The following is a 19,997-nucleotide window of genomic DNA, read 5'->3' as shown; positions in this document are numbered from 1 at the left end:
GTGCCGCCTCAGGCGGGCCCGGCGCCCAGCGCGGCGAGCCTCGTCGCCGCCTCCTCGAGCACGTCGATCCGCTTGCAGAACGCGAACCGCACCAGGGACGCGTGCTCCGCGGCGAGGGGCGCATGGCAGAAGGCCGAGAGCGGCACGCCCACCACGCCGGCGAGCTCCGGCAGGCGCAGGCAGAGCTCGCGGGCGTCGGGGAAGCCGAGGGGCGCCGCGTCCGCGACGATGAAGTACCCGGCCGCCGGGAGGTGGATCCGGAAGCCCGCGTCGGTGAGCCCGGCCGCGAGCACGTCGCGCTTCTGCCGCAGGTCGTCGGCGATGCCGTCGTACACCGCGTCGGGGAGCGCGAGACCCGTCGCGATGGCGGGCTGGAACGGAGCCCCGTTCACGAAGGTCAGGAACTGCTTCACCGCGAGGATCGCCGACACGAGCGGCGCCGGCGCCGTCAGCCAGCCGATCTTCCAGCCGGTGGTGCGGAACGTCTTGCCGCCGGAGGAGATCGTCACCGTGCGCTCCTGAGCTCCGGGCAGCGTCGCGACGGGCACGTGCGGCGCCTCGAAGACGAGGTGCTCGTACACCTCATCCGTGACGATCACCGCGTCATGGGCGACGGCGAGCTCGACCACGAGCTCCCGCACCTCGCGGCTGAGCACGGTCCCGGTGGGGTTGTGCGGGTCGTTGAGGAGGATCACGCGGGTGCGGTCCGTGATCACCCGGCGGAGGTCGTCGAGCCGGGGTTGGAAGTCGGGCGCGCGCAGGGGCACGGTCCGGTGGATCCCGCGGGCGAGCGAGATGAGCGCCCCGTACGCGTCGTAGAACGGCTCGAGCGTCACGACCTCGTCCCCCTCCTCGACGAGGGCGAGGAGCGTCGCGGCGATGGCCTCGGTCGCGCCCGCGGTGACGAGGACCTCGGCGTCCGGATCGACGACGAGACCGTAGAAGCGCGCCTGATGCGCGGCGATCGCCGACCGCAGCTCGGGGGTGCCGCGGCCGGGCGGGTACTGGTTCATCCCGGCCGAGATCGCGGCCCGGGCGGCGTCGAGCACCTCGCGAGGCCCGTCCTCGTCCGGGAATCCCTGACCGAGGTTGATCGCGCCGGTCGCTGCCGCCAGCGCGCTCATCTCGGCGAACACGGTCGTGCCCGGCGTCCCGTCGGGCGTCAGCAGCATGGCCCCACGTGCCGCTCGCGCCCACGCGCCGGGAATCGTCATGCGCCCATCATCGCGCGCCTCCTCGTCCTCCACAGGCGACAGCACCGGACCGGCCGCGCGTGGTGTGGAGCGATGGGGTCCGCGCCTCCCGACCCCGGCTACCTTTCCTGGACCCGCGATGCCCGGCGCTGCTGCGTCCGCACGTTCGCGGGATGTCCGCACGGCCCGGGGGGAGAAGATCTTGCACGAGCGACCGCGCAGTCCGTTGCGTCGACGAGGGGGAGCGGCGGTCCTGTCGCTGGCCGTGCTCGTCTCCATCCCGTCTCTCGTGGGATGCGCGTCCTCTTCGTCGCCGTCGCCGACGCCCGCCCCGCCGCCCCCGCTGACGCAGGAGCAGCAGGACGAGGCGGCCTTCCGTGATGTGTTCACCCGCTACGTGAGCTTGGATCAGAGTCAGGAGACAGGGGAGGTCCTGTCAGGCCTACTCACCGGCGACGCGCTCGAGGGCGAGCTTTCGTCTGTCCGCGATACCCAGGAGAAGGACCAGCACAGCGTGGGGAAGGCGACGGAGTCAGGCTTCGAGGTCACCAGCCACGGCTCGGACTCGGAGGGCGACTTCATGGTCGCCCAGGCCTGTCTCGATGTGAGCGGCATTCGCATCCTCGACCATGCCGGTAGTGACGTCACTCCTAGCCGCGATGCGCGGCTCTCGCTGCAGATGAAGGCCAAGAAGTCGGCGGATGGTTCATGGCGCATCAGCGATTCCCTCCGCAACGAGGCGGTCCGAGCGTGCGGGTGACGCCCGTAATCGCAGCAGCTGCGGTCGCAGTCGCCCTGGCTTTGGGGGCTCCAGCCCCCGCCCGAGCCGCTGCAGGTTCTTGCGGTCAGTCGACGGGAAGCGTAGGCAGTTGCGCGTCCGGTGAGATCGACGGGAGCGGCGTCTCGTTGGAGGCGCACGAGGACCATCCCGCCCAGCCGCCATTCCCGACTCTCGCAGACAAGACGAGGCCACCAGTGGATCGTGCAGCGGTGCCGGTTTCGCCGCCTCCGGTGCCGCGGGGTCGCGTGGCGGCGGATGTCGATGTTCCGTGCCAGCCCGGGATCGGTTCCTGCTTCGACGGTCATCATGCGTTCCTGCCGCCGGCGAAGGCGCCGGTGAAGCCCGCCGATCCGGTGCCGGTCGTGGCGGCCGATCCGGGGGTGTCGCTTCAGGATGTGGCGCAGTTCGTGCCGCGGGATGCGGGGATCCGGTCGCAGCCGAAGGGGTGGGCGATCGTGGGGGCTCCGGTGAACCTGTTAACGGATGCGGCCACGCAGGTGGTCGACGGGGTGTTGTTGGGTCGGCCGGCGCAGGTGCGGTTCGTGCCGGTGTCGTTCTCGTGGGATCACGGCGACGGGACCACTACGACGGTGGTGGGGGCTGGTGCGTCGTGGAAGGAGTTGGGGCAGCAGGACTTCACCCAGACGGACACGAGTCACGTGTATTCGAGCGTCGGGGATCGGCAGGTGGTGTTGACGATCGCGTATTCGCCGGCCTACCGGTTCGATGGCGGTGGCTGGCTGCCGATCCCGGGCACGCTCCCGGTGGAGATAGGTCCGGTCACGATCCATGTCCTGCAGGGGTCGACGGTGTTGGTCGGGGGTGCGTGCGGGGAGCGGAACGCCGGACCCGGATGCCCATGACCACCGTCTGAGCCGACGCGGGGTCGCGGATGACCAGTCACATCGCGTGACCGTCCGCGGAGGCACGCCGTGGCCCCGTACGCTCGAGCCAGCATGCGAGCGGCGCCTGTCCGAGATCGCTCGCCCTGTGGCATCCATGGCCGGCGGGCGGTGCGCTGTCAGGGCGGCCATAGGGAACGCCCAGACTCGCCCTGAATGCTGGCACGACCTGAGAGGAGCACCACCGATGACCGACAGAAGCCACGGCGACGACGAGCACGAGGGCGGCCGCGAGGTCGCCGGCCGAGCCGAGGGCTCCTCGACGGAGGCGTCATCGTCACCTGCTCCCCAGGCCCCCAGCGACGGATCCGCCTGGCCGGCGCCCGCCGGTCCCGCGGCTTCAACCCACCCCGCGCCAACGAGCCCCGACCAGCAAGACACCGTCGCCTACGGGACCGCGTCGCCGACGGACCGCGCGGCGACCGCGCCGCTCGCGGGCCCCGCGGCCATGGGGCCCGAGGAGGTCGGCACCGCCGCGACCGCTCCGCCCGCCAAGAAGCCGAACAAGGCGCTCCCGCTCGTCGCCATGCTGGCCGTCGGAGCCCTCATCGGAGGTGCCGCAGGCGGACTCACCACCTGGGCCATCGCCCACGACGACGGGTCGACCCAGACCGTCAGCGAGTCTCCCGCGAACATCACCGTCAACGACCCGGACAACGCGACGCCCATCACGGCCGTCGCGGCGAAGGTATCGGGCTCCGTCGTCACCATCGACGTGGCAGGCGCGCAGGCCGGCGGCACGGGCTCGGGCGTCGTCCTCTCCAGTGACGGCTACGTGCTCACCAACACGCACGTCGTGACGCTCGACGGCCAGACGGGAGACGCCACCATCCAGGTCAAGACCGCGGATGGGGCCCTGTACTCGGCCAAGCTCGTCGGCACGGACCCCGTTGTCGACCTTGCCGTCATCAAGCTCGACGACGCGAGCGGACTCACCCCCATCGAGTTCGCCGACTCGTCGAAGCTCAACGTGGGTGACACGGCCATCGCCATCGGCGCCCCTCTCGGCCTGTCCGGCACCGTCACCGACGGGATCGTCAGCGCGCTCGACCGGAGCATCCAGGTGGCGTCCTCGGCAGCGCCCACGACCCCGGGCGACGGAAGCCAGAGCGACGAGACGCCGTTCAACTTCTGGCCCTTCGGCAACGAGGGCCAGGGCGGATCGGGCGGCCAGGGTGGATCCGGCGGCCAGGGCGGATCCGGCGGCCAGGGCGGATCCGGCGGGCAGGGCGGATCCGGCGCGCAGGGCCAGGCGGCGGCGACGATCAACCTCGCCGTCATCCAGACCGACGCCGCCATCAACCCCGGCAACTCGGGTGGAGCGCTCCTGGACGGCGACGGCAAGCTCATCGGCGTCAACGTCGCCATCGCGAACGCGGGCGGCACCAGCTCCACCGCCGGCAGCATCGGCGTCGGCTTCGCCATCCCGTCGAACCTGGCGAAGCGCGTCGGCCAGGAGATCATCCAGGACGGCAAGGCCTCGCACGGCCTCCTCGGGGCGAGCGTCCGCGACGTCGCCACCGGCGACTCCTCCACCCCGGTCGGCGGCGCGTTCATCGCCGAGGTCCAGAGCGGGGGAGCGGCGGCATCGGCGGGGCTGAAGCAGGGTGACATCGTGACCTCGTTCGGCGGCACCCCGATCAGCAAGGCGAGCGACCTCACGGCTCAGGTGCGTGCCCTCGCGGGTGGCAGCGACGTCGCGCTGACGGTGATCCGCGGCGGACAGAAGCAGCAGATCGACGTGAAGCTCGGCACGCTGCAGCAGTAGCCGGGCTCATCTCGAGGGGCGGATCGGCGCATGCCGGTCCGCCCCTCGTCGTCGGCGACCGGCGGGTGGCTCGCGGGGAGGCTGGTAAACTCCTGCGAGGCCCGGCCCCCGACTGGCCTCGGCCGCACCTCCCGAAGAGATCGGCTCAGATGGCGCACCACCCGCGACGCGACCCCGTCGCCGGCAGCTCCGGCGACCTGCCCGCCGTCTCGTACGTCATGCCGATCCTCAACGAGGCTGCCCACGTGCGCGTCGCCGTCGACAGCATGATGCAGCAGGACTACGCCGGCGACGTCGAGGTCGTGCTTGCCCTCGGCCCGAGCACCGACGGCACCACCGAGGTCGTGCGCGAGATGGCACAGGCCGATCCGCGCATCACCAGCGTCGACAACCCCACGGGATCCACGCCGGGCGGGCTGAACGCCGCCATCCGCGCCACGCGCCACCCTGTCGTGATCCGCGTCGACGCGCACTCGCTCCTGCCGCGCGACTACACGCGCATCGCCGTGGAGACGCTGCAGGCCACGGGAGCCGACAACGTCGGCGGGCTCATGTCGGCGGAGGGCCGCACCCCGTTCGAGAAGGCCGTCGCCCGCGCGTACGGCGCCCGTGTCGGGCTGGGCGGCACCGCGCATCACGTGGGCGGCAAAGAGGGGCCGGCGGAGACCGCGTACCTCGGCGCCTTCCGCCGCGAGCGCCTCGTCGAGGTCGGGCTCTTCGACGAGGGAGTGCGTCGCGGCCAGGACTGGGAGCTCAACCGCCGGCTCCGGCAGAGCGGCGGCCTCGTCTGGTTCACGCCGCGGATGAAGGTCACCTACCGTCCGCGCTCCACGTTCCGGTCGCTCATCCGGCAGTTCTTCGCCACCGGCCTCTGGCGCGGCGAGCTCGCGCGACGCTACACGCGGCAGAACTCCGTGCGGTACTTCGTGCCGCCGGTCGCCGTCGCGGGCGTGGCCGCGGGGCTCGTGCTCGGCACCGCGGGCCTCGTAGGCGCGGCCCTCGGCATGCCCGGGCTCCGTCGCCTCGTCGGCGCGTTCCTCGTGCCGGGCGTCTACGCGGGCTTCGTGCTGGTGAGCACCGTGTCGGTCGCGTCCCGGGACGGCGCGGCCACGATGCTGCGCTTCGCGGCGGTCCTGCCGTCCATCCACTTCAGCTGGGGCACCGGCTTCGTGCTCGGCTTCCTCGAGCTCACCGACGACCTCGACGGGCACACGGGCCGATGAGCGCCGCTCCCGACACCGGCGACCGCGGGCTGCCCGCGTCCATCGCGGAGCTGCGGCGGGTCACCCAGCCGCCCGAGGTGCGCCTGCGTGCCAACGCCGAGCACTGGACGGCGCACCTGTACCTGCGCGACCTGTCGCCGTACCTCACCTGGCTGCTGCTGCGCACGAGGATCAGCGCGAACGGCGTCACCGTCGTCATGATCCTCACGGGCTGGGCCGCCGCCGCCGCGCTCCTCATCCCGGGCATCGCGGGGGCTGCCCTCGCGCTGGTCCTCGGCCAGCTGCAGATGCTCGTGGACTGCTGCGACGGCGAGGTCGCGCGCTGGCGCCGGACGTCGTCGCCGGTCGGGCACTTCCTCGACGCCGTGGGGCACTACTCCACCGAGACGCTGATCGCGCTCGCGCTCGGGGTCCGCGCCGCCGCCCATCCGTTCGAGGCGCCGGGCGACCTGCCGTGGACGACCCTCGCATTCGCCCTGGCGCTCGTGATCGTGCTCAACAAGGCGCTGAACGACATGGTGCGCGTGGCGCGCGCGTCGGCGGACCTGCCGAAGGCGCCCGTGGGCGCGGGCACGGTCGCATCCCAGCACTCCCTGATCGCGACCGCCCGCCGCGTCGTGCGGTTCGTGCCCTTCCATCGCATGTTCCACTCGGTGGAGCTCACCATCGTGACCTTCGTCGTCGCGCTCGTCGGGCTCGTCGCGGGTCAGCCGGAGACCGACCGGGTGTACCTCGTCGTCCTGGTGCCGCTCGCGGTGCTGGCCCTCGTCGGGCACTTCGTGATGATCGTCACCTCGCGCCGGCTGACGTCCGCGTGACGGACGCCGTCCCGCGCGTCGGCGTCGTCGTCCTCAGCCAGGGGCGTCGGCCGGAGGGTCTGGCGGCGTCGCTCGCATCGGTGCTGCGTCAGCGGGCCGTCGCGCTCGACGTCGTCGTGGTCGGCAACGGCTGGGATCCGGAGGGCCTCCCCGACGGCGTACGGGGACTGCACCTCGTGGAGAACCTCGGCATCCCCGCCGGCCGCAATGCGGGCGTCCCGTTCGTCACCGGGGAGACGCTGTTCTTCCTCGACGACGACGAGACCGTGCCCAGCGCGGACTTCCTCGTGGACTGCCTGGAGCTGATGCGCGGCACCGCCGACATCGCGCTCATCCAGCCGCGGATCATCGACCCCACCGGCGCTGCCACGCCGCGACGCTGGATCCCCCGCATCCGCAAGGGCGATCCCGTGCGCTCGAGCCCGGTCATGTCCGTGCTGGAGGGCGCCGTCGTGGTCCGCCGCGACGCGTTCGAGTCCGCCGGCGGCTGGGCGGGGGAGTTCTTCTACGCCCACGAGGGGATCGAGCTGGCCTGGCGGATCTGGGACCAGGGCCACCGCGCCTGGTACGCGGGGGACCTCGTCGCGCACCACCCCGCCGTCGCGCCCACACGGCACGCGGAGTACCACCGCCTCACCGCGCGCAACCGGGTGTGGCTCGCACGCCGGAACCTGCCGCTGCCGCTCATCCCCGTGTACGTCGGGTCGTGGACCGCCGTGCAGCTGATCCGCAGCGCCCGGGACCGCGACGGGCTCGGCACCTGGCTGCGCGGCTGGTGCGAGGGGTGGACGACGTCGCCCGGGCCGCGTCGCCCGATGTCGTGGAGCACCGTCGTCCGCATGGCACGCGCGGGGAGGCCGCCCGTCATCTGATCGTGATCCGCTCCCGCCCGGTCACGATCGCACACCGTTCCGCGCCCCCGCCCGGGGCTCGTCCGGAGGTGCCCGGAGCGCTGGCTACGGTGGATGCATGGGTCTCCTGAACGACGCTCGCCTCGGCGCGCGCGCTGTCCGCTCGCTGGTCCATCAGCGCCGTGCGCGCGGGACCCTGCAGCGCAAGCTCGCACTCCGTACGCCGTCACCGCGGGGCGCGTACCGCATCGCCGTGTACTTCGCGGACTCGGCCGTGAACATGTACCAGATCCGGCAGTGGTACCGGCCGCTCGTCGAGCTGGCGCGCACGCACCCGGTCGTGATCCTGAGCCGCCACCCGAGCGGCGCGAACGCGCTCCTCGACGAGAGCCCCCTCCCCGTGGAGTACGTGCGCCGCGTCGCGGACCTCGAGCGGGTCGTCGCGGAGCAGGACATCCGCATCGTCCTCTACGTCAACCAGAACACGCGGAACTTCCAGATGATGCGGTACGGGCGCCGCTGGCACGTCTTCGTCAACCACGGCGAGTCCGACAAGATGTACATGACGACCAACCAGTTCAAGGCCTACGACTACAGCCTCATCGCCGGGGACGCGGCGCGCGCCCGGCTCGGCAAGGTCCTCTGGGACTACGACCTCGATCGCCGTGCCATCCCCATCGGCCGGCCGCAGGCGGACCACTACTCCGGCGACCTGCCCTACGCGCCGGACGACCGCACGGTCGTGCTGTACGCGCCCACCTGGGAGGGCGACCGCGCCGCCGCCGCCTACGGGTCGATCGCCTCGCACGGGGTGCCGCTCGTCCGCGATCTCCTCGCCACGGGGCGGCATCGCGTGGTCTACCGGCCCCATCCGCGTTCGGGCGTCGTCGATCCCGCGTACGCGCGCGCGAACCGCGAGATCGCGGCGATGCTCGAGCGGGCGAACGCGCAGGATCCGTCGGCGCAGCACGTCGTCGACCGCTCGAGCGAGCTCGCCTGGCAGCTGTCCGCGGCCGACCTCGCCATCGTCGACATCTCGGCGATGGTCTACGACCGCCTCGCCGCGGGGCGTCCGCTCCTGGTGACGCGGCCCGTGCGGCCCGAGGCGCAGATCGACACCGACGGCTACCTGTCCGACTGCGAGTGGCTGACCGTGGAGGACGCGCGCGACATCGTCACGCGGCTGGACGCGCTGCAGCACGATGCGGCCGCGGATCGGCGGCTGGCGGCGTGGGTCCGCCACTACTTCGGCGACGCCGCGCCCGGTGCGGCGACGGCGCGCTTCCACGGGGCGATCGAGCGCCTCATGGGGGAGTGGGAGCGCCACGCGGCGCTCCACGCGCGTGACGGCGCAGACAGCCCGACATCGGACGACCAGGTCGACGACGAGGACGAAGAGGCCTGAGCGCGGGACGGCGGGAGGTCCCGTCGCGCGGGGAAGGCGCTCAGCCCTTGGCGGCCTTCTTCTCCGCGACGCGGATCACGCGCGGCTTCCGCGTCGGCACCGCCAGCTCGTCGGGGAACCCGGCGGGGGCGGGCCCGAAGGCCTGACGGCTGCTGGCGACGATCTTGCCGCCCAGCATGCGGTTCCCGGCGCCGCCGATGACCGCGCCGATGCCGAACGGGACCGCCCGGCCGATGGCGCTCGCGCTCTGGTTCACCACGAAGCGCTTGATGAAGGCGCGCTTGATGCGGTCGGCGATCGGCCCGATGGCGAACGACGGCAGGCCCGACGTGATGGCGCGGCCCCAGTTGGCATTCCGGTCGACGGGCTGTCCCGAGAACTGCCCCGTGAACTGCTGGATGACCTGCGCGCCCGGGGCGCCGAGCATCATCGTCATGACGAGGGCGCGGGCACGGGCCGGATCCTCGACGGTGATGCCGTGCACCTCGGTGATCGACTGCGCGAACAGGGCGCTCGCCTCGAGGAAGCCGGCGGTCTCCACGCCCGTGAGCGCGAGGGACACGCCGGTGCCGACGCCGGGGATGACGGCGCTCGCTCCGACAGCGGCTCCCCCCGCGGTGACGGCGGCGAGGAAGCGCTTCTCGAGGATGGCGATGATGCGGTCGGGGGACGCCTCCGGGTGGCGGGCGCGGATGGACCGGATGTGTGCGAGCACGACGGGGCGCTGCACGGACAGGAGACGATCGATGCCGGTGGCCACGGTCGGGTCGAGCTCGGAGGCGTCCTTCATGCTCCGAGCCTACGCGCGACGCCTGTGCCGTTCGTCCCCTCGTCGTCCAGCGGACGGCGCGGCACGAGCGCGACCTATCCGCACAGGTACGGGCACAAGCGCATGGGGCTTCGGCGCTCTGGTCATTCCTCCATGTGGCGGATAAGCATGTGCCATGGTCACCACCGTCTCCGACGCCGCCGCCGAGTTCGGCTCCCGAGTGCGCGAGCAGCGTCAGCGCATCGGCATCAGCCAGGAGACGCTCGCGGAGCTCTCCGGCATCCACTGGACCGCGCTCGGCAAGATCGAACGTGGCCAGCGGAACCCGAGCCTGCGCAACATCATCAAGATCGCGAGCGGTCTCGACGTGGATGCGGGGCTGCTCGTGACGGGCCTCACGGCCGACATGCTGCCGCAGGACGACGGGGACTCGCCCGCCGAGCTGATCCGCCTCGAGCGCGAGCGCGACCGCCGCGGCACCACGCCCGTCAGAAGCTGACCCGCCACAGGTACTCGCCTCCGTCCGGCCGGAACCAGCGCACCACGAGGATCGTGTCGAGCGCCAGGTCGTCCCCGCGGATGGTGGTGGAGAGGCGCTCCCCGGGGCGCACGGTGACGGGTGCGCGCGACAGCATCGTGCCGGAACCGAGCAGGTGCAGCGAGATGGCGTGCAGCACCTCGTCGCCGACGTTGACCAGCGCGAAGCGCGGCCTCTCCAGCGTGCGGTCGAAGTGCCAGGGCACGCGGTACGCGGGCTCGGGATCGGGATGGATGGGCAGGGGCGGGACCGGTCGCAGCATGCGTGCACGGTAGGGGTGGCGTGCGACGTGCGCGGTCGTCGGCCTGTGGAAGGGCGGGGTTGGGGAGGAGGGGAGAGCCGGGGGCTAGGCGCCGGTCGGGGCCGGCGGGGCGTGGTCGGCGTTGTACGCGTCCAGCACATGGTCGATGGGTCCGTCGAGCACGAGGGCGCCCGTGTCGAGGTACAGCCCTCGCGTGCAGAAGCGGCGGAGGTCGCGCTCGTTGTGCGAGACGAAGAAGAGCGTGCGTCCCTCCGCGAGCATCTCCTCGATCCGGTGGTAGCACTTCTCCCGGAACGCCCGGTCGCCCACGGCGAGGACCTCGTCCACGAGGAGCACCGGTTCGTCGAGTCGCGAGATCACGGCGAACGCGATGCGCACCTTCATGCCGCTCGAGAGGTGCTTGTACGGGGTGTCGACGAAGTCGGGGATCTCGGCGAAGGCGATGATCTCGTCGAATGCCGCATCGATGTCGGCCTTGGACATGCCGTGGAGACCTGCTGTGAGGTAGATGTTGTCGCGCACCGTGAGGTCGTTGACGAACCCGCCCGTGATCTCGATGAGCGGGGCGACGCCCGCGTGGACGCCGATCGACCCCTCGTCGGGGATGAGCACCTCGGCGACGAGCTTGAGCAGCGTCGACTTGCCCTGGCCGTTGCGTCCGACCACGCCGATCGCCTCGCCCTGGCGCACCTCGAAGGAGACGTGGCGCAGCGCCCAGAACTCGCCGGGACGGGCGCGTCGTGCGGATCCCGCGAACAGGTCCTTGAAGCTCCGTCTGGCCTTGCGATTGCGGCGGAACCGGATGCCGGCGTCCTCGACGGCGAGGACGGTGCGCGGGTCCGGCGACGGGTGCGACGGGTCCATCAGATCTCCTTCAGCACGGCAGGCAGCGAGCGGCGGAAGACGAGCGCGCCGACGAGGACCAGCGCCGCCGAGACGGCCGCGCTCACCCCGACCGCGTACCAGTCGAGCTCGGAGGGGAAGAAGGCCGCCCGGTAGAGGCCGAAGACGCCGGTGAGGGGGTTGAGCGCGGCCCAGGTGCGCAGGTCGTCGGGCAGGTCGCGCGACGAGTAGACGATGGGGGAGGCGTAGAAGAGGAAGCGCAGCACGAGCTTCACGGCGCGCTCGAGATCGCGGAAGAAGACCACCAGCGGCGAGATGATCAGCCCGATGCCGAGGAGCAGCGCCGCCTGGATGAGCACGGCGAGCGGGAACAGCAGCACGTGGACGTCGAGGCGGGCACCCGCGACGATCGCGAAGACGGCCAGCACGGGGAGGCTCGCCACGAACTCGAACCCCTTCGCGAGCACGAGCCGCAGCACCCAGATGCTCCGGGGGATCCGCGTGGAGCGCACGAGCTTGGCCTGGGAGCTGAAGGCCCTCGTGAAGTCGCTCGTGGCGCCCGTGAACCACATCCACGGCAACAGCGCCGACAGGAGGAAGACGATGTACGGCTCCTCGCCCACGTCGCGCGAGAACACGACCGTGAAGACGAACCAGTAGATGCCCGACATGACGAGCGGGTCGAGGATCGACCAGAACCAGCCGAGCGCGCTCGTGGAGTAGCGGACCTTGAGATCCCGGGTCGTCAGGAGCCAGAGCGACCTGCGGTACCGGGCAGCGGGGGTGCGGGATGCGCGACCGGGGCGGGCGGCATCGGGCACGACGGGGATCCTCTGCATCAGCATCCCCGGGCGGTCTAGACGAAGAGGTTGGCCCTCTCGAGGTCCTCCGCGAAGTCGACCTCGACCGCGTACAGGTCGGAGATGTCTACCGGTTCGACGAGCAGGGAGTCCTGCTCGATGGCCAACTCTATTCCACGCTCGAAGTAGTCCTGATCGGCGACGCGGGCCAGCTGGCGGATGAGGACGGGCTTGTCGGCCTTCGAGACGTAGTTGATGCCGACGGCCTCGCCGAGGCCCCCCTCCACCGACTTCGACAGCTCGCGGATGAAGCCCTCCGAGCTGGTCGTGTACTTCACCTCCTCGTCGGACACGCGCGAGGTGTTGACGGTGACGAAGGACCTGTCGCGCGTGATCATCGCGGCGGCGCGGCGGAGGATCATCGGGTCGAAGACGACGTCGCCGTTCATCCAGAGGACGCCGCCGGGGCCCGAGGCGCGGAGGGCGCGGAGCAGGCTCTTCGACGTGTTCGTCTGGTCGTACTGCTCGTTGTAGATGTAGTCGGCGTCCGGGAAGGCGTCGATGATGTGGTCGAGCTTGTAGCCGACGACGATGCTGACCTCGGCGTCGTCGCCGAGGCCGAAGCGGATGTTGTCGAACTGCTGGGCCATGATCGTGCGGCCGTCGCTCAGCTCGGTGAGGGGCTTGGGGAGGCTGCGCCCGAGACGGCTGCCCATGCCTGCCGCCAGGATGACTACCTGCGTCGTCATGTGATCTCCGTTCGATGCGGGGTGCCGAGTGCGTCCGGCAGCACTCGGATGCCCGGAGTTCGCCAGGACTTCACCCGCGGGTTTCCTGTTCGACACTCCGTCATGCCTTGACCATCGTAGGCCGCAGGTGGGGAAATGGGCGGGACGAGGGGCGGGCTCGTGTCCCTTTCGTGATCTGGGCGGGCCCAGGGCCCGGCGCTGCCGCCTCCTCCGCCGGCCTGGACGGCGGCGGGCGGCGGGACCTCCGAGGACGGCGCATCGGGCACGGAGGACGGCCTTGCTAACGTGGGGCCGTGACCGACGCCCCCGACGAGACGACCTCCCCCGACGCCACGTCCGACTCCGCGACGGAGCCCCGGGAACACGCCGATCGCCTCCCGTCCGGCGTGGCGGGGGAGCCGATCGCGGACCCGGCCGCGGGCGGGGCGGACCGATCCGACGTGACGGCCGTGGCCGCCGTGCCGCGGCCTCCGCGCCCCGGTCAGCGCGTCCCGCGTCGTGCCACCGCGCCGTCCCCTCGGACCGCGCCCGCCGTGGTCGTCGCGCCGACGCCACCCCGGGTCAAGTCGGCGCCGGTCGTGGCGCCCGCGTCGCGGCCCTCCGTCGGCGCAGCCGAGGACGGCGGGGACAGCCCGTCCACGACCGTGCGTCCCCCGCGGGTCCGACGGCGCACGCGCGTGCAGCGCGCCGCCGGGAGCGCGGAGACGGTCCCCTCCACGGAGGGCGCCGATGGCTCCGAGGCGGCCGACGGAGCCGTGCCCGACGGCGACCCGGCGACGCAGCAGGACCACGCGGGCCTGTCGGAGCTCCGCGGGATGTTCGCGGAGGACGACGCGACGACCGCCGTGGACGCCGGCCACGCTGATCCGGTGCACGGGGACGCTGCGCCGGAGGACGACGTCGCGGCACCCGACCCGGAGGACGGATCGACGGTGTCGTCGGTGGAGGCTGAGCAGGTCATCGACGAGATCGTGGAGACGGCGCAGGCGGAGAGTGACCCCGAGCCCGAGCCCGAGCCCGAGCCCGAGCGCGAGCCCGAGCCCGGAGCGGAACTGGAGTCTGAGCCGCTCGCGGATGCTGAGCCGGTCGTCGCTCCCGGGCCCGAGGAGGACGCGACGAGCGTCCTCGAACCGGCACCGGCCGATCACCCGGCGTCCGCGTCCGACACCGCCGTCGCCGCCGACGTGCAGATCGCGGAGGACCCGGTGCCGGATCCTCCTGCCGTGCCGGAAGCGGACGGCGACACCCGGACCGACGGCGGCGGTCAGCCCCCTGTCGCCGCCGAGGCGTCCGGAGGGACCGCGACGGCAGCGCCGCCGGCAGCCCAGGAGGGTCGGGAGGACGCGCCCGCGTCTCCGGCCGCCCGCGCTGCCACCGTCCGCACCGACAGCCTCACCGCGCCGCGCTCCATGCGCCCCGGCCTCGCCGCGATGGCGGAGACCGCGCTCACGCCCTCCGTGCGCGGCGAGCGCGCGGCCGCTCCCGAGCTGGGGGAGGACGTCCTGGTCATCGACGGGCTCACCAAGCGCTTCGACGAGAAGGTCGCCGTCGACGACATCGCGCTCACCGTGCGTGCCGGATCCTTCTACGGCATCGTCGGGCCGAACGGCGCGGGCAAGACGACGACCATGTCCATGGTCACCGGGCTCCTCCGACCCGACGCCGGCACCGTCACGGTGAACGGGATCGACGTCTGGCGCGAGCCGCTCGTCGCGAAGAGGAGCATCGGCGTGCTGCCGGACCGGCTCCGCCTCTTCGACCGCCTCACCGGCGCGCAGCTCCTGCACTACTCGGGCGCCCTCCGGGGACTCGACGACGCGGAGATCCGCAGCCGGTCGGCCGACCTCGTCGCTGCGTTCGGGCTCGAGGACGCCGTCGGCCGGCTCGTCACCGACTACTCGGCGGGCATGACCAAGAAGGTCGCGCTGGCCTGCGCCATGATCCACTCGCCGCGCATGCTCGTCCTCGACGAGCCCTTCGAGTCGGTCGACCCGGTGTCAGCGGCGAACGTCGTGGAGATCCTGCAGGACTACGTGGCGCACGGCGGCACGGTCGTGCTCTCGAGCCACGGCATGGACTTCATCCAGCGCATCTGCGACCACGTCGCCATCATCGTCAACGGCCGGGTCCTCGCCGCGGGGACCATGGACGAGGTCCGCGCGGGCCGCTCGCTCGAGGAGCGCTTCGTCGCCCTGGCCGGCGGTCGACGCACGGCGGAAGGGTTCTCGTGGTTGCACTCGTTCTCCGACTGAGGCTCGCCCTCCTCGCCAACGCCTTCCGTCGCAGTCCCTGGCAGGTCCTCGGGCTCGTCGCGGCGGGCGTCTACGGGATCCTCGTCACGGTGCTCGCCGTGGGCGCGCTGGCGGGACTCCGCGACGCCGACGTCGCCGCGGCGCGGGACGTCGTCGTCGCCGGTGGCGCCCTCGTCGTCCTCGGATCGCTCGTCGTGCCGCTCGTGCTCGGGACCGAGGACGCCATGGACCCGCGGCGGTTCGCCCTCTACGGCATCGAGCACCGCCGACTCGCCCTGGCGCTCGGCGCGGCGGCCGTCGTCAGCGTCCCGGGCGTCGTCCTCGTCGTCGTGGCGCTCACCACGGTGATCACGTGGGCCCGCGATCCGCTGACCGCCCTCGTCGCGGTGGTCGCCGCGTGCGCCGCCGTGGTCACGTGCGTGCTCGTCGCCCGCATCAGCACCGTCCTGGCGTCCGTGCTGCTCAGCACGCGCCGGGCCCGTGAGGCGACCGGCCTCGCGGCGGGCCTCGTCGCCGTGCTGCTCGTGCCCGCGGTCATCGCCCTCGCCCAGGCGGACCTCCTCGACGACGGCCTCCGCCCCGTGAGCGGCGCGCTCGGCGTGATCGCCTGGACGCCGCTCGGCGCGGCCTGGGCCGCTCCCGCTGCCGCCGTCTCCGGCGACGCGGTCGGCGCGGCGGGCATGCTCCTGGTGGCCCTCGCCTCGGCCGCGCTGCTCGCGCTCCTCTGGGTCCGCGTCGTGCCGTGGGCGCTCACCGCGCCGGATCGCACCGGAGGCGGCCGCGCGCAGACCGGCCTCGGCTGGTTCGCCCGCTTCGGCGCCTCGCCCGCGGGTGCGGTGGCCGCGCGCAGCGTCACCTACTGGATCCGCGACCCGCGCTACCGCGCCACGCTCGTCCTGATCCCGGTGCTGCCGCTCGTCCTCCTCATCCCGCTGGTGATCGTCGACGTCGACGCGCACGTGCTCGCCCTGGTGCCGCTGCCCGTGATGGCGCTCTTCCTCGGCTGGAGCGTGCACAACGACACCGCGCACGACCACACGGCGGTGTGGCTGCACGTCGTGTCGGGCATCCGCGGCGTCGCGGACCGCGTCGGCCGCCTCGTGCCCGTGCTCGCCATCGGCATCCCGCTCGTGGCGATCGGCGCGCCGCTCAGCGCGCTCGGCTTCGGCGACCCGTCGGTCCTCCCCTCCGTCATCGGGGTCAGCGGCGGGGTCCTGCTCGCGGGCGTCGGCCTGTCGTCGCTCTTCTCGGCGCGATTCCCCTATCCCGCGTCGCGCCCCGGGGACAGCCCGTTCCACGCGCCGCAGAGCGTGAGCGCCGGCGGATCCACCGTGCCCACGCTCACATTCCTCGCCACGGTCGTGTTCGCGCTGCCCTCCGTCTGGCTCGGCTGGATGGGCCTCGTCCACGGCGGCGCGTACCCGCTCTGGTCGCTCGTGGTGGGCCTCGGCATCGGCGTGCTGACGCTCCTCGCCGGAGTCGTCGGCGGAGGCCGCCTCTTTGAGCGCCGAGGTCCCGAGCTCCTGGCCTTCGCGCAGCGCCACTGAGCGCCGGGTTCCGCGCCGCCGGTCCGTGCGCACGGGAAAAGTAGACTGGGGGGATGGTCATCCTCAGCATCGAACAGGACCCCGGCCGACCCGCGCAGGGCGGCGGAACCGACACCCTCGACCGCGAGCTCGAGGAGCTCCTCGAGCAGGAGACGATCGAGCCAGGCGATCACGAGCGCTTCTCGCACTACGTGAAGAAGGACAAGATCCTCGAGTCCGCGATCAGCGGCAAGCCCGTGAAGGCGCTCTGCGGCAAGAAGTGGCTGCCCGGCCGCGATCCGGAGAAGTTCCCCGTCTGCCCGGACTGCAAGCGGATCTACGAGAACATGAAGCCCGAGTAGGGCCCCACCCGACGCGCCACCCGCATCAGGCGGTGACGCCCTCCTCGGTGGGGATCGCCGGGTCACCGGCACGTAGTCGGAAGGCCTGCACCGGCAGGTCGCGCACGATCCGGGCGTGGTGCTCGCGGGCCGCCGCGGTTCCCGCGCGGCCGAGCCAACGCGGATCCGGCTCGCCGCCCTCGGCGAGCGTGACGACGAGGCCGCGGTCGCCGGGGAGCGGCGCCGGGTGCGGCCCGACGGTGACGAGCTCGCTCGTGGCGACGCCCTGCGCGTCATGCCGGCGCAGCGCCGACTTGAGACCGCCGCGGCTCTGCTTGCCGGTGGACCGCTTCGCGACGGACACCCACTCGCCGTCGCCACCCGCGTGGCGATGGGCCACGAGCTTGAAGACCATGCCGGCCGCGGGGGCCCCGGATCCGGTGACGAGCGAGGTCCCGACGCCGTAGGAGTCCACCGGCGAGGCGGCCAGGCCCGCGATGCCGTGCTCGTCGAGGTCGTTCGTGACCGTGATCCGCGTGCCCGTCGCGCCGAGCGCGTCGAGCTGCGCGCGCACCTCGCCGACGAGCACCGGCAGGTCGCCCGAGTCGAGCCGGACGGCGCCGAGGCCGGGCCCCGCGACGCGGACCGCGGTCTCCACGCCCTGCCGCACGTCGTAGGTGTCGACGAGGAGGGTGGTCCCGGCGCCGAGGGCGTCGACCTGGGCGCGGAAGGCCTGCTCCTCGGTGTCGTGCAGGAGCGTGAAGGAGTGGGCGGCGGTGCCCATCGTCGGGACTCCCCACGTGCGGCCGGCCTCGAGGTTCGACGTGGCGCTGAACCCGGCGATGAAGGCGGCGCGTGCGGCGGCGACGGCGGAGCGCTCGCCCGTGCGGCGGGATCCCATCTCGGCGAGCGGACGGCCGCCGGCGACCTGCACCATGCGCGAGGCGGCGCTCGCGACCGCGGAGTCGTAGTTGAGGACGCTGAGGACGAGGGTCTCGAGGATCACGCCGTCGGCGAAGGGCGCCTCGACCGTGAGCAGCGGGGAGCCCGGGAAGTAGACCTCGCCCTCGCGGTAGCCCGTGATGCGGCCGCGGAACCGGTAGTCGGCGAGCCAGGCCAGCGCCTCGTCGCCCACGACGCGCTCGGAGCGCAGGTACTCGAGCTCGGCGTCGCCGAAGCGGAAGTCGCGGATCAGCTCCAGCAGGCGGCCGGTGCCCGCGACGACGCCGAAGCGGCGGCCGCTCGGGAGGCGCCGCGCGAAGCACTCGAACACGCAGTCCCGGTCGTGGGTGCCCGCCTTCAGCGCGGCGTCGAGCATCGTCAGCTCGTAGCGGTCGGTGAGGAGGGAGGTCGCCGGGGTCACCCGCCCAGCCTAGGGCGGCGCCCGTCGCGGACGCCGTCCGCATCGCGCACCGGCCGGGACGATGACCGGGGGTCCGGCCTAGGTTCGTGCCATGGAGCGCACGCGATGGATCCTGGCCGACCAGCTGGGCGACCACTTCGACGACGGCGGGCCGGTGCTGCTCATCGAGTCGCGCGGCCTGCTCGCGCGGAGGCCGTACCACCGGGCGAAGGCGCACCTCATCCTCTCCGGCATCCGGCACCGCGCTCGCGCGCTGGGCGACCGCGTCGAGTTCCACCAGGTGGACCACTACCGCGAGGTCGTGGAGGGCCGGGACGACCTGGAGGTCATCGATCCCACCTCCCGCGGTCTCCGGCGCCTCGTCGCGGAGATCGGGGCGGAGGTGCTGCCGAGCCGCGGCTTCGTCACGAGCGAGCAGGAGTTCGCCGAGTGGATGGCGGGGCGCACGTCGAACCGGCTCGTCATGGAGGACTTCTACCGCTGGTCGCGCGCCCGCACGGGCATCCTCATGGACGGCGACGACCCGGTCGGCGGCCGCTGGAACTACGACCACGACAACCGCGAGCGCCCGCCGAAGGGCGCGACGAGCCTCGGCCTCCCCGAACCGTGGTGGCCCGAGGAGGACGACATCGACGCCGAGGTGCGCGCCGACCTCGATGAGTGGGAGCGGAAGGGCATCGTGCGCTTCGTCGGCGACGACGGGCCGCGGCGCTTCGCCGTGACACCCGAGGAGGGCCGCCTCGCGCTCGACGACTTCGTGGCGAGCCGCCTCAACGACTTCGGCCCCTTCGAGGACGCGTCGCTCGCCGGCGACTGGACCATGGCGCACTCGCTCCTGAGCGCCACCATGAACATGGGCGTGCTGGATCCCGCGGACGTCATCGAGCGCATCGTCCAGGAGCACGCGGCCGGCCGGGCGCCCATCCAGAGCGTCGAGGGCATCGTGCGGCAGATCATGGGCTGGCGCGACTACGTCTGGCACCTCTACTGGGCCTTCGAGGACGACTACACCTCCCAGAACCGGCTCGACGCGCGCCGCGGCGTGCCGACCGCGCTGCGCGAGCTCGACGCGTCCGGCATCGAGGCCGCGTGCCTCTCGCATGTCGTCGACAAGGTCCGCACGCACGGGTGGGCGCACCACATCGAGCGGCTGATGATCCTCGGCAACCTCGCGCTCCAGCGCGGCTACGACCCGGCCGCGATGAACGACTGGTTCATCGACTCGTTCGTCGACGGCACGCCGTGGGTCATGCCGGCGAACGTCGTCGGCATGGCGCTGCATGCGGACGGGGGGCGGATGGCGACGAAGCCCTACGCGGGAGGCGGCGCGTACATCGACCGCATGTCGGATCACTGCGGCGGCTGCCCGTTCGACCCGAAGGTGCGCGTCGGCCCCACGGCGTGCCCGTTCACCGCCGGCTACTGGTGGTTCCTGGATCGCAACCGGGAGAGGCTCCGCGGCAACGCGCGCATGGCGCAGCCGCTCGCCGGGCTGGGGCGGTTGAAGGACCTGCCCGAGCTCGTCGCGCAGGAGGACGCGCGGCGAGCGCTGTGACCGCGTGGCGCGACCGGCCGGCTGCGGGCGCGTCCGGGCCCGCCGGTAGGCTGGCGGG

General features: G+C 72.6%; 19 protein-coding genes. 12 read left to right on the top strand and 7 right to left on the bottom strand.

Going from position 1 to position 19,997, the window contains the following annotated elements; translation table 11 throughout:
• Positions 1 to 8: 8 nt before the first annotated feature.
• Entirely contained in the window at positions 9 to 1,214 is a 1,206-nt protein-coding gene (locus ITJ44_RS02950; protein ID WP_194633267.1) for an aminotransferase class I/II-fold pyridoxal phosphate-dependent enzyme, read from the bottom strand.
• Positions 1,215 to 1,458: 244 nt separating this feature from the next.
• On the opposite strand from ITJ44_RS02950, the gene ITJ44_RS02945 reads away from it, so the two are divergent.
• The 7 genes from ITJ44_RS02945 to ITJ44_RS02915 all read left to right on the top strand — a co-directional run bounded on the left by ITJ44_RS02945 (position 1,459) and on the right by ITJ44_RS02915 (position 8,941).
• On the top strand, positions 1,459 to 1,953 hold the full coding sequence (locus ITJ44_RS02945) for a hypothetical protein (protein WP_370551606.1): 495 nt from the start codon (positions 1,459 to 1,461) through the stop codon (positions 1,951 to 1,953).
• A 215-nt stretch (positions 1,954 to 2,168) separates the two neighbouring features.
• Positions 2,169 to 2,837 carry a hypothetical protein gene (locus tag ITJ44_RS02940; protein ID WP_228494467.1) on the top strand — a complete coding sequence of 223 codons (669 nt, stop codon included), beginning with the start codon at positions 2,169 to 2,171 and terminating at the stop codon, positions 2,835 to 2,837.
• Between the two features lie 226 nt (positions 2,838 to 3,063).
• Positions 3,064 to 4,644 (top strand): trypsin-like peptidase domain-containing protein, encoded by a 1,581-nt coding sequence (locus tag ITJ44_RS02935; RefSeq protein ID WP_194633265.1) that lies wholly within the window; start codon positions 3,064 to 3,066, stop codon positions 4,642 to 4,644.
• A gap of 149 nt (positions 4,645 to 4,793) precedes the next feature.
• A complete protein-coding gene (locus tag ITJ44_RS02930; RefSeq protein WP_194633264.1) occupies positions 4,794 to 5,867 on the top strand; it encodes a glycosyltransferase family 2 protein in 1,074 nt (357 codons plus the stop codon).
• Complete coding sequence (locus ITJ44_RS02925; protein WP_194633263.1) at positions 5,864 to 6,685, top strand: CDP-alcohol phosphatidyltransferase family protein; 822 nt, start codon at positions 5,864 to 5,866, stop codon at positions 6,683 to 6,685. Before ITJ44_RS02930 ends, ITJ44_RS02925 begins: the two co-directional genes overlap by 4 nt.
• A complete protein-coding gene (locus tag ITJ44_RS02920; RefSeq protein WP_194633262.1) occupies positions 6,682 to 7,557 on the top strand; it encodes a glycosyltransferase in 876 nt (291 codons plus the stop codon). The genes ITJ44_RS02925 and ITJ44_RS02920 overlap by 4 nt, the downstream gene beginning before the upstream one ends.
• Before the next feature lie 97 nt (positions 7,558 to 7,654).
• A complete protein-coding gene (locus ITJ44_RS02915) occupies positions 7,655 to 8,941 on the top strand; it encodes a hypothetical protein (RefSeq protein ID WP_194633261.1) in 1,287 nt (428 codons plus the stop codon).
• A gap of 40 nt (positions 8,942 to 8,981) precedes the next feature.
• On the opposite strand, the gene ITJ44_RS02910 is transcribed toward ITJ44_RS02915, so the two are convergent.
• Entirely contained in the window at positions 8,982 to 9,731 is a 750-nt protein-coding gene (locus ITJ44_RS02910; protein WP_194633260.1) for a hypothetical protein, read from the bottom strand.
• A gap of 154 nt (positions 9,732 to 9,885) precedes the next feature.
• Between ITJ44_RS02910 and ITJ44_RS02905 the strand changes: the two genes are divergently transcribed.
• Positions 9,886 to 10,209 (top strand): helix-turn-helix domain-containing protein, encoded by a 324-nt coding sequence (locus tag ITJ44_RS02905; RefSeq protein WP_012299425.1) that lies wholly within the window; start codon positions 9,886 to 9,888, stop codon positions 10,207 to 10,209.
• Here the strand turns inward: ITJ44_RS02905 and ITJ44_RS02900 are convergent.
• The 4 genes from ITJ44_RS02900 to ITJ44_RS02885 all read right to left on the bottom strand — a co-directional run bounded on the left by ITJ44_RS02900 (position 10,199) and on the right by ITJ44_RS02885 (position 12,902).
• Positions 10,199 to 10,510, bottom strand: coding sequence for a hypothetical protein (locus tag ITJ44_RS02900; RefSeq protein WP_194633259.1), 312 nt, complete (start codon positions 10,508 to 10,510; stop codon positions 10,199 to 10,201). The two genes, ITJ44_RS02905 and ITJ44_RS02900, sit on opposite strands and share 11 nt — an antisense overlap.
• An 84-nt stretch (positions 10,511 to 10,594) precedes the next feature.
• Positions 10,595 to 11,374 (bottom strand): ABC transporter ATP-binding protein, encoded by a 780-nt coding sequence (locus ITJ44_RS02895; RefSeq protein WP_194633258.1) that lies wholly within the window; start codon positions 11,372 to 11,374, stop codon positions 10,595 to 10,597.
• The gene (locus ITJ44_RS02890; RefSeq protein WP_194633257.1) at positions 11,374 to 12,192 is read right to left on the bottom strand and encodes an ABC transporter permease; all 819 of its coding nucleotides are present in this window, start codon (positions 12,190 to 12,192) and stop codon (positions 11,374 to 11,376) included. The genes ITJ44_RS02895 and ITJ44_RS02890 overlap by 1 nt, the downstream gene beginning before the upstream one ends.
• Before the next feature lie 17 nt (positions 12,193 to 12,209).
• Complete coding sequence (locus ITJ44_RS02885; RefSeq protein WP_194633256.1) at positions 12,210 to 12,902, bottom strand: NTP transferase domain-containing protein; 693 nt, start codon at positions 12,900 to 12,902, stop codon at positions 12,210 to 12,212.
• 293 nt (positions 12,903 to 13,195) lie between these two features.
• Between ITJ44_RS02885 and ITJ44_RS16105 the strand changes: the two genes are divergently transcribed.
• The 3 genes from ITJ44_RS16105 to ITJ44_RS02870 are packed head-to-tail and all read left to right on the top strand — an operon-like array spanning position 13,196 to position 17,042.
• On the top strand, positions 13,196 to 15,154 hold the full coding sequence (locus tag ITJ44_RS16105) for an ATP-binding cassette domain-containing protein (protein WP_370551605.1): 1,959 nt from the start codon (positions 13,196 to 13,198) through the stop codon (positions 15,152 to 15,154).
• Positions 15,130 to 16,701 (top strand): ABC transporter permease, encoded by a 1,572-nt coding sequence (locus ITJ44_RS02875; protein ID WP_194633255.1) that lies wholly within the window; start codon positions 15,130 to 15,132, stop codon positions 16,699 to 16,701. The genes ITJ44_RS16105 and ITJ44_RS02875 overlap by 25 nt, the downstream gene beginning before the upstream one ends.
• A gap of 53 nt (positions 16,702 to 16,754) precedes the next feature.
• The gene (locus ITJ44_RS02870) at positions 16,755 to 17,042 is read left to right on the top strand and encodes a DUF3039 domain-containing protein (protein WP_086514608.1); all 288 of its coding nucleotides are present in this window, start codon (positions 16,755 to 16,757) and stop codon (positions 17,040 to 17,042) included.
• A 25-nt stretch (positions 17,043 to 17,067) separates the two neighbouring features.
• On the opposite strand, the gene ITJ44_RS02865 is transcribed toward ITJ44_RS02870, so the two are convergent.
• Positions 17,068 to 18,384, bottom strand: a complete 1,317-nt coding sequence (locus ITJ44_RS02865; RefSeq protein WP_194633254.1) for a nicotinate phosphoribosyltransferase — start codon at positions 18,382 to 18,384, stop codon at positions 17,068 to 17,070.
• 91 nt (positions 18,385 to 18,475) lie between these two features.
• On the opposite strand from ITJ44_RS02865, the gene ITJ44_RS02860 reads away from it, so the two are divergent.
• Positions 18,476 to 19,939, top strand: coding sequence for a cryptochrome/photolyase family protein (locus ITJ44_RS02860; RefSeq protein ID WP_194633253.1), 1,464 nt, complete (start codon positions 18,476 to 18,478; stop codon positions 19,937 to 19,939).
• Positions 19,940 to 19,997: the final 58 nt, after the last annotated feature.

The sequence above is a fragment of the Clavibacter sp. VKM Ac-2873 genome, assembly GCF_015351075.1.
Taxonomy (GTDB): domain Bacteria; phylum Actinomycetota; class Actinomycetes; order Actinomycetales; family Microbacteriaceae; genus Clavibacter.
The sequence above is the reverse complement of the archived record's forward strand: the minus strand, read 5'-3'. Positions and strand labels throughout refer to the sequence as shown.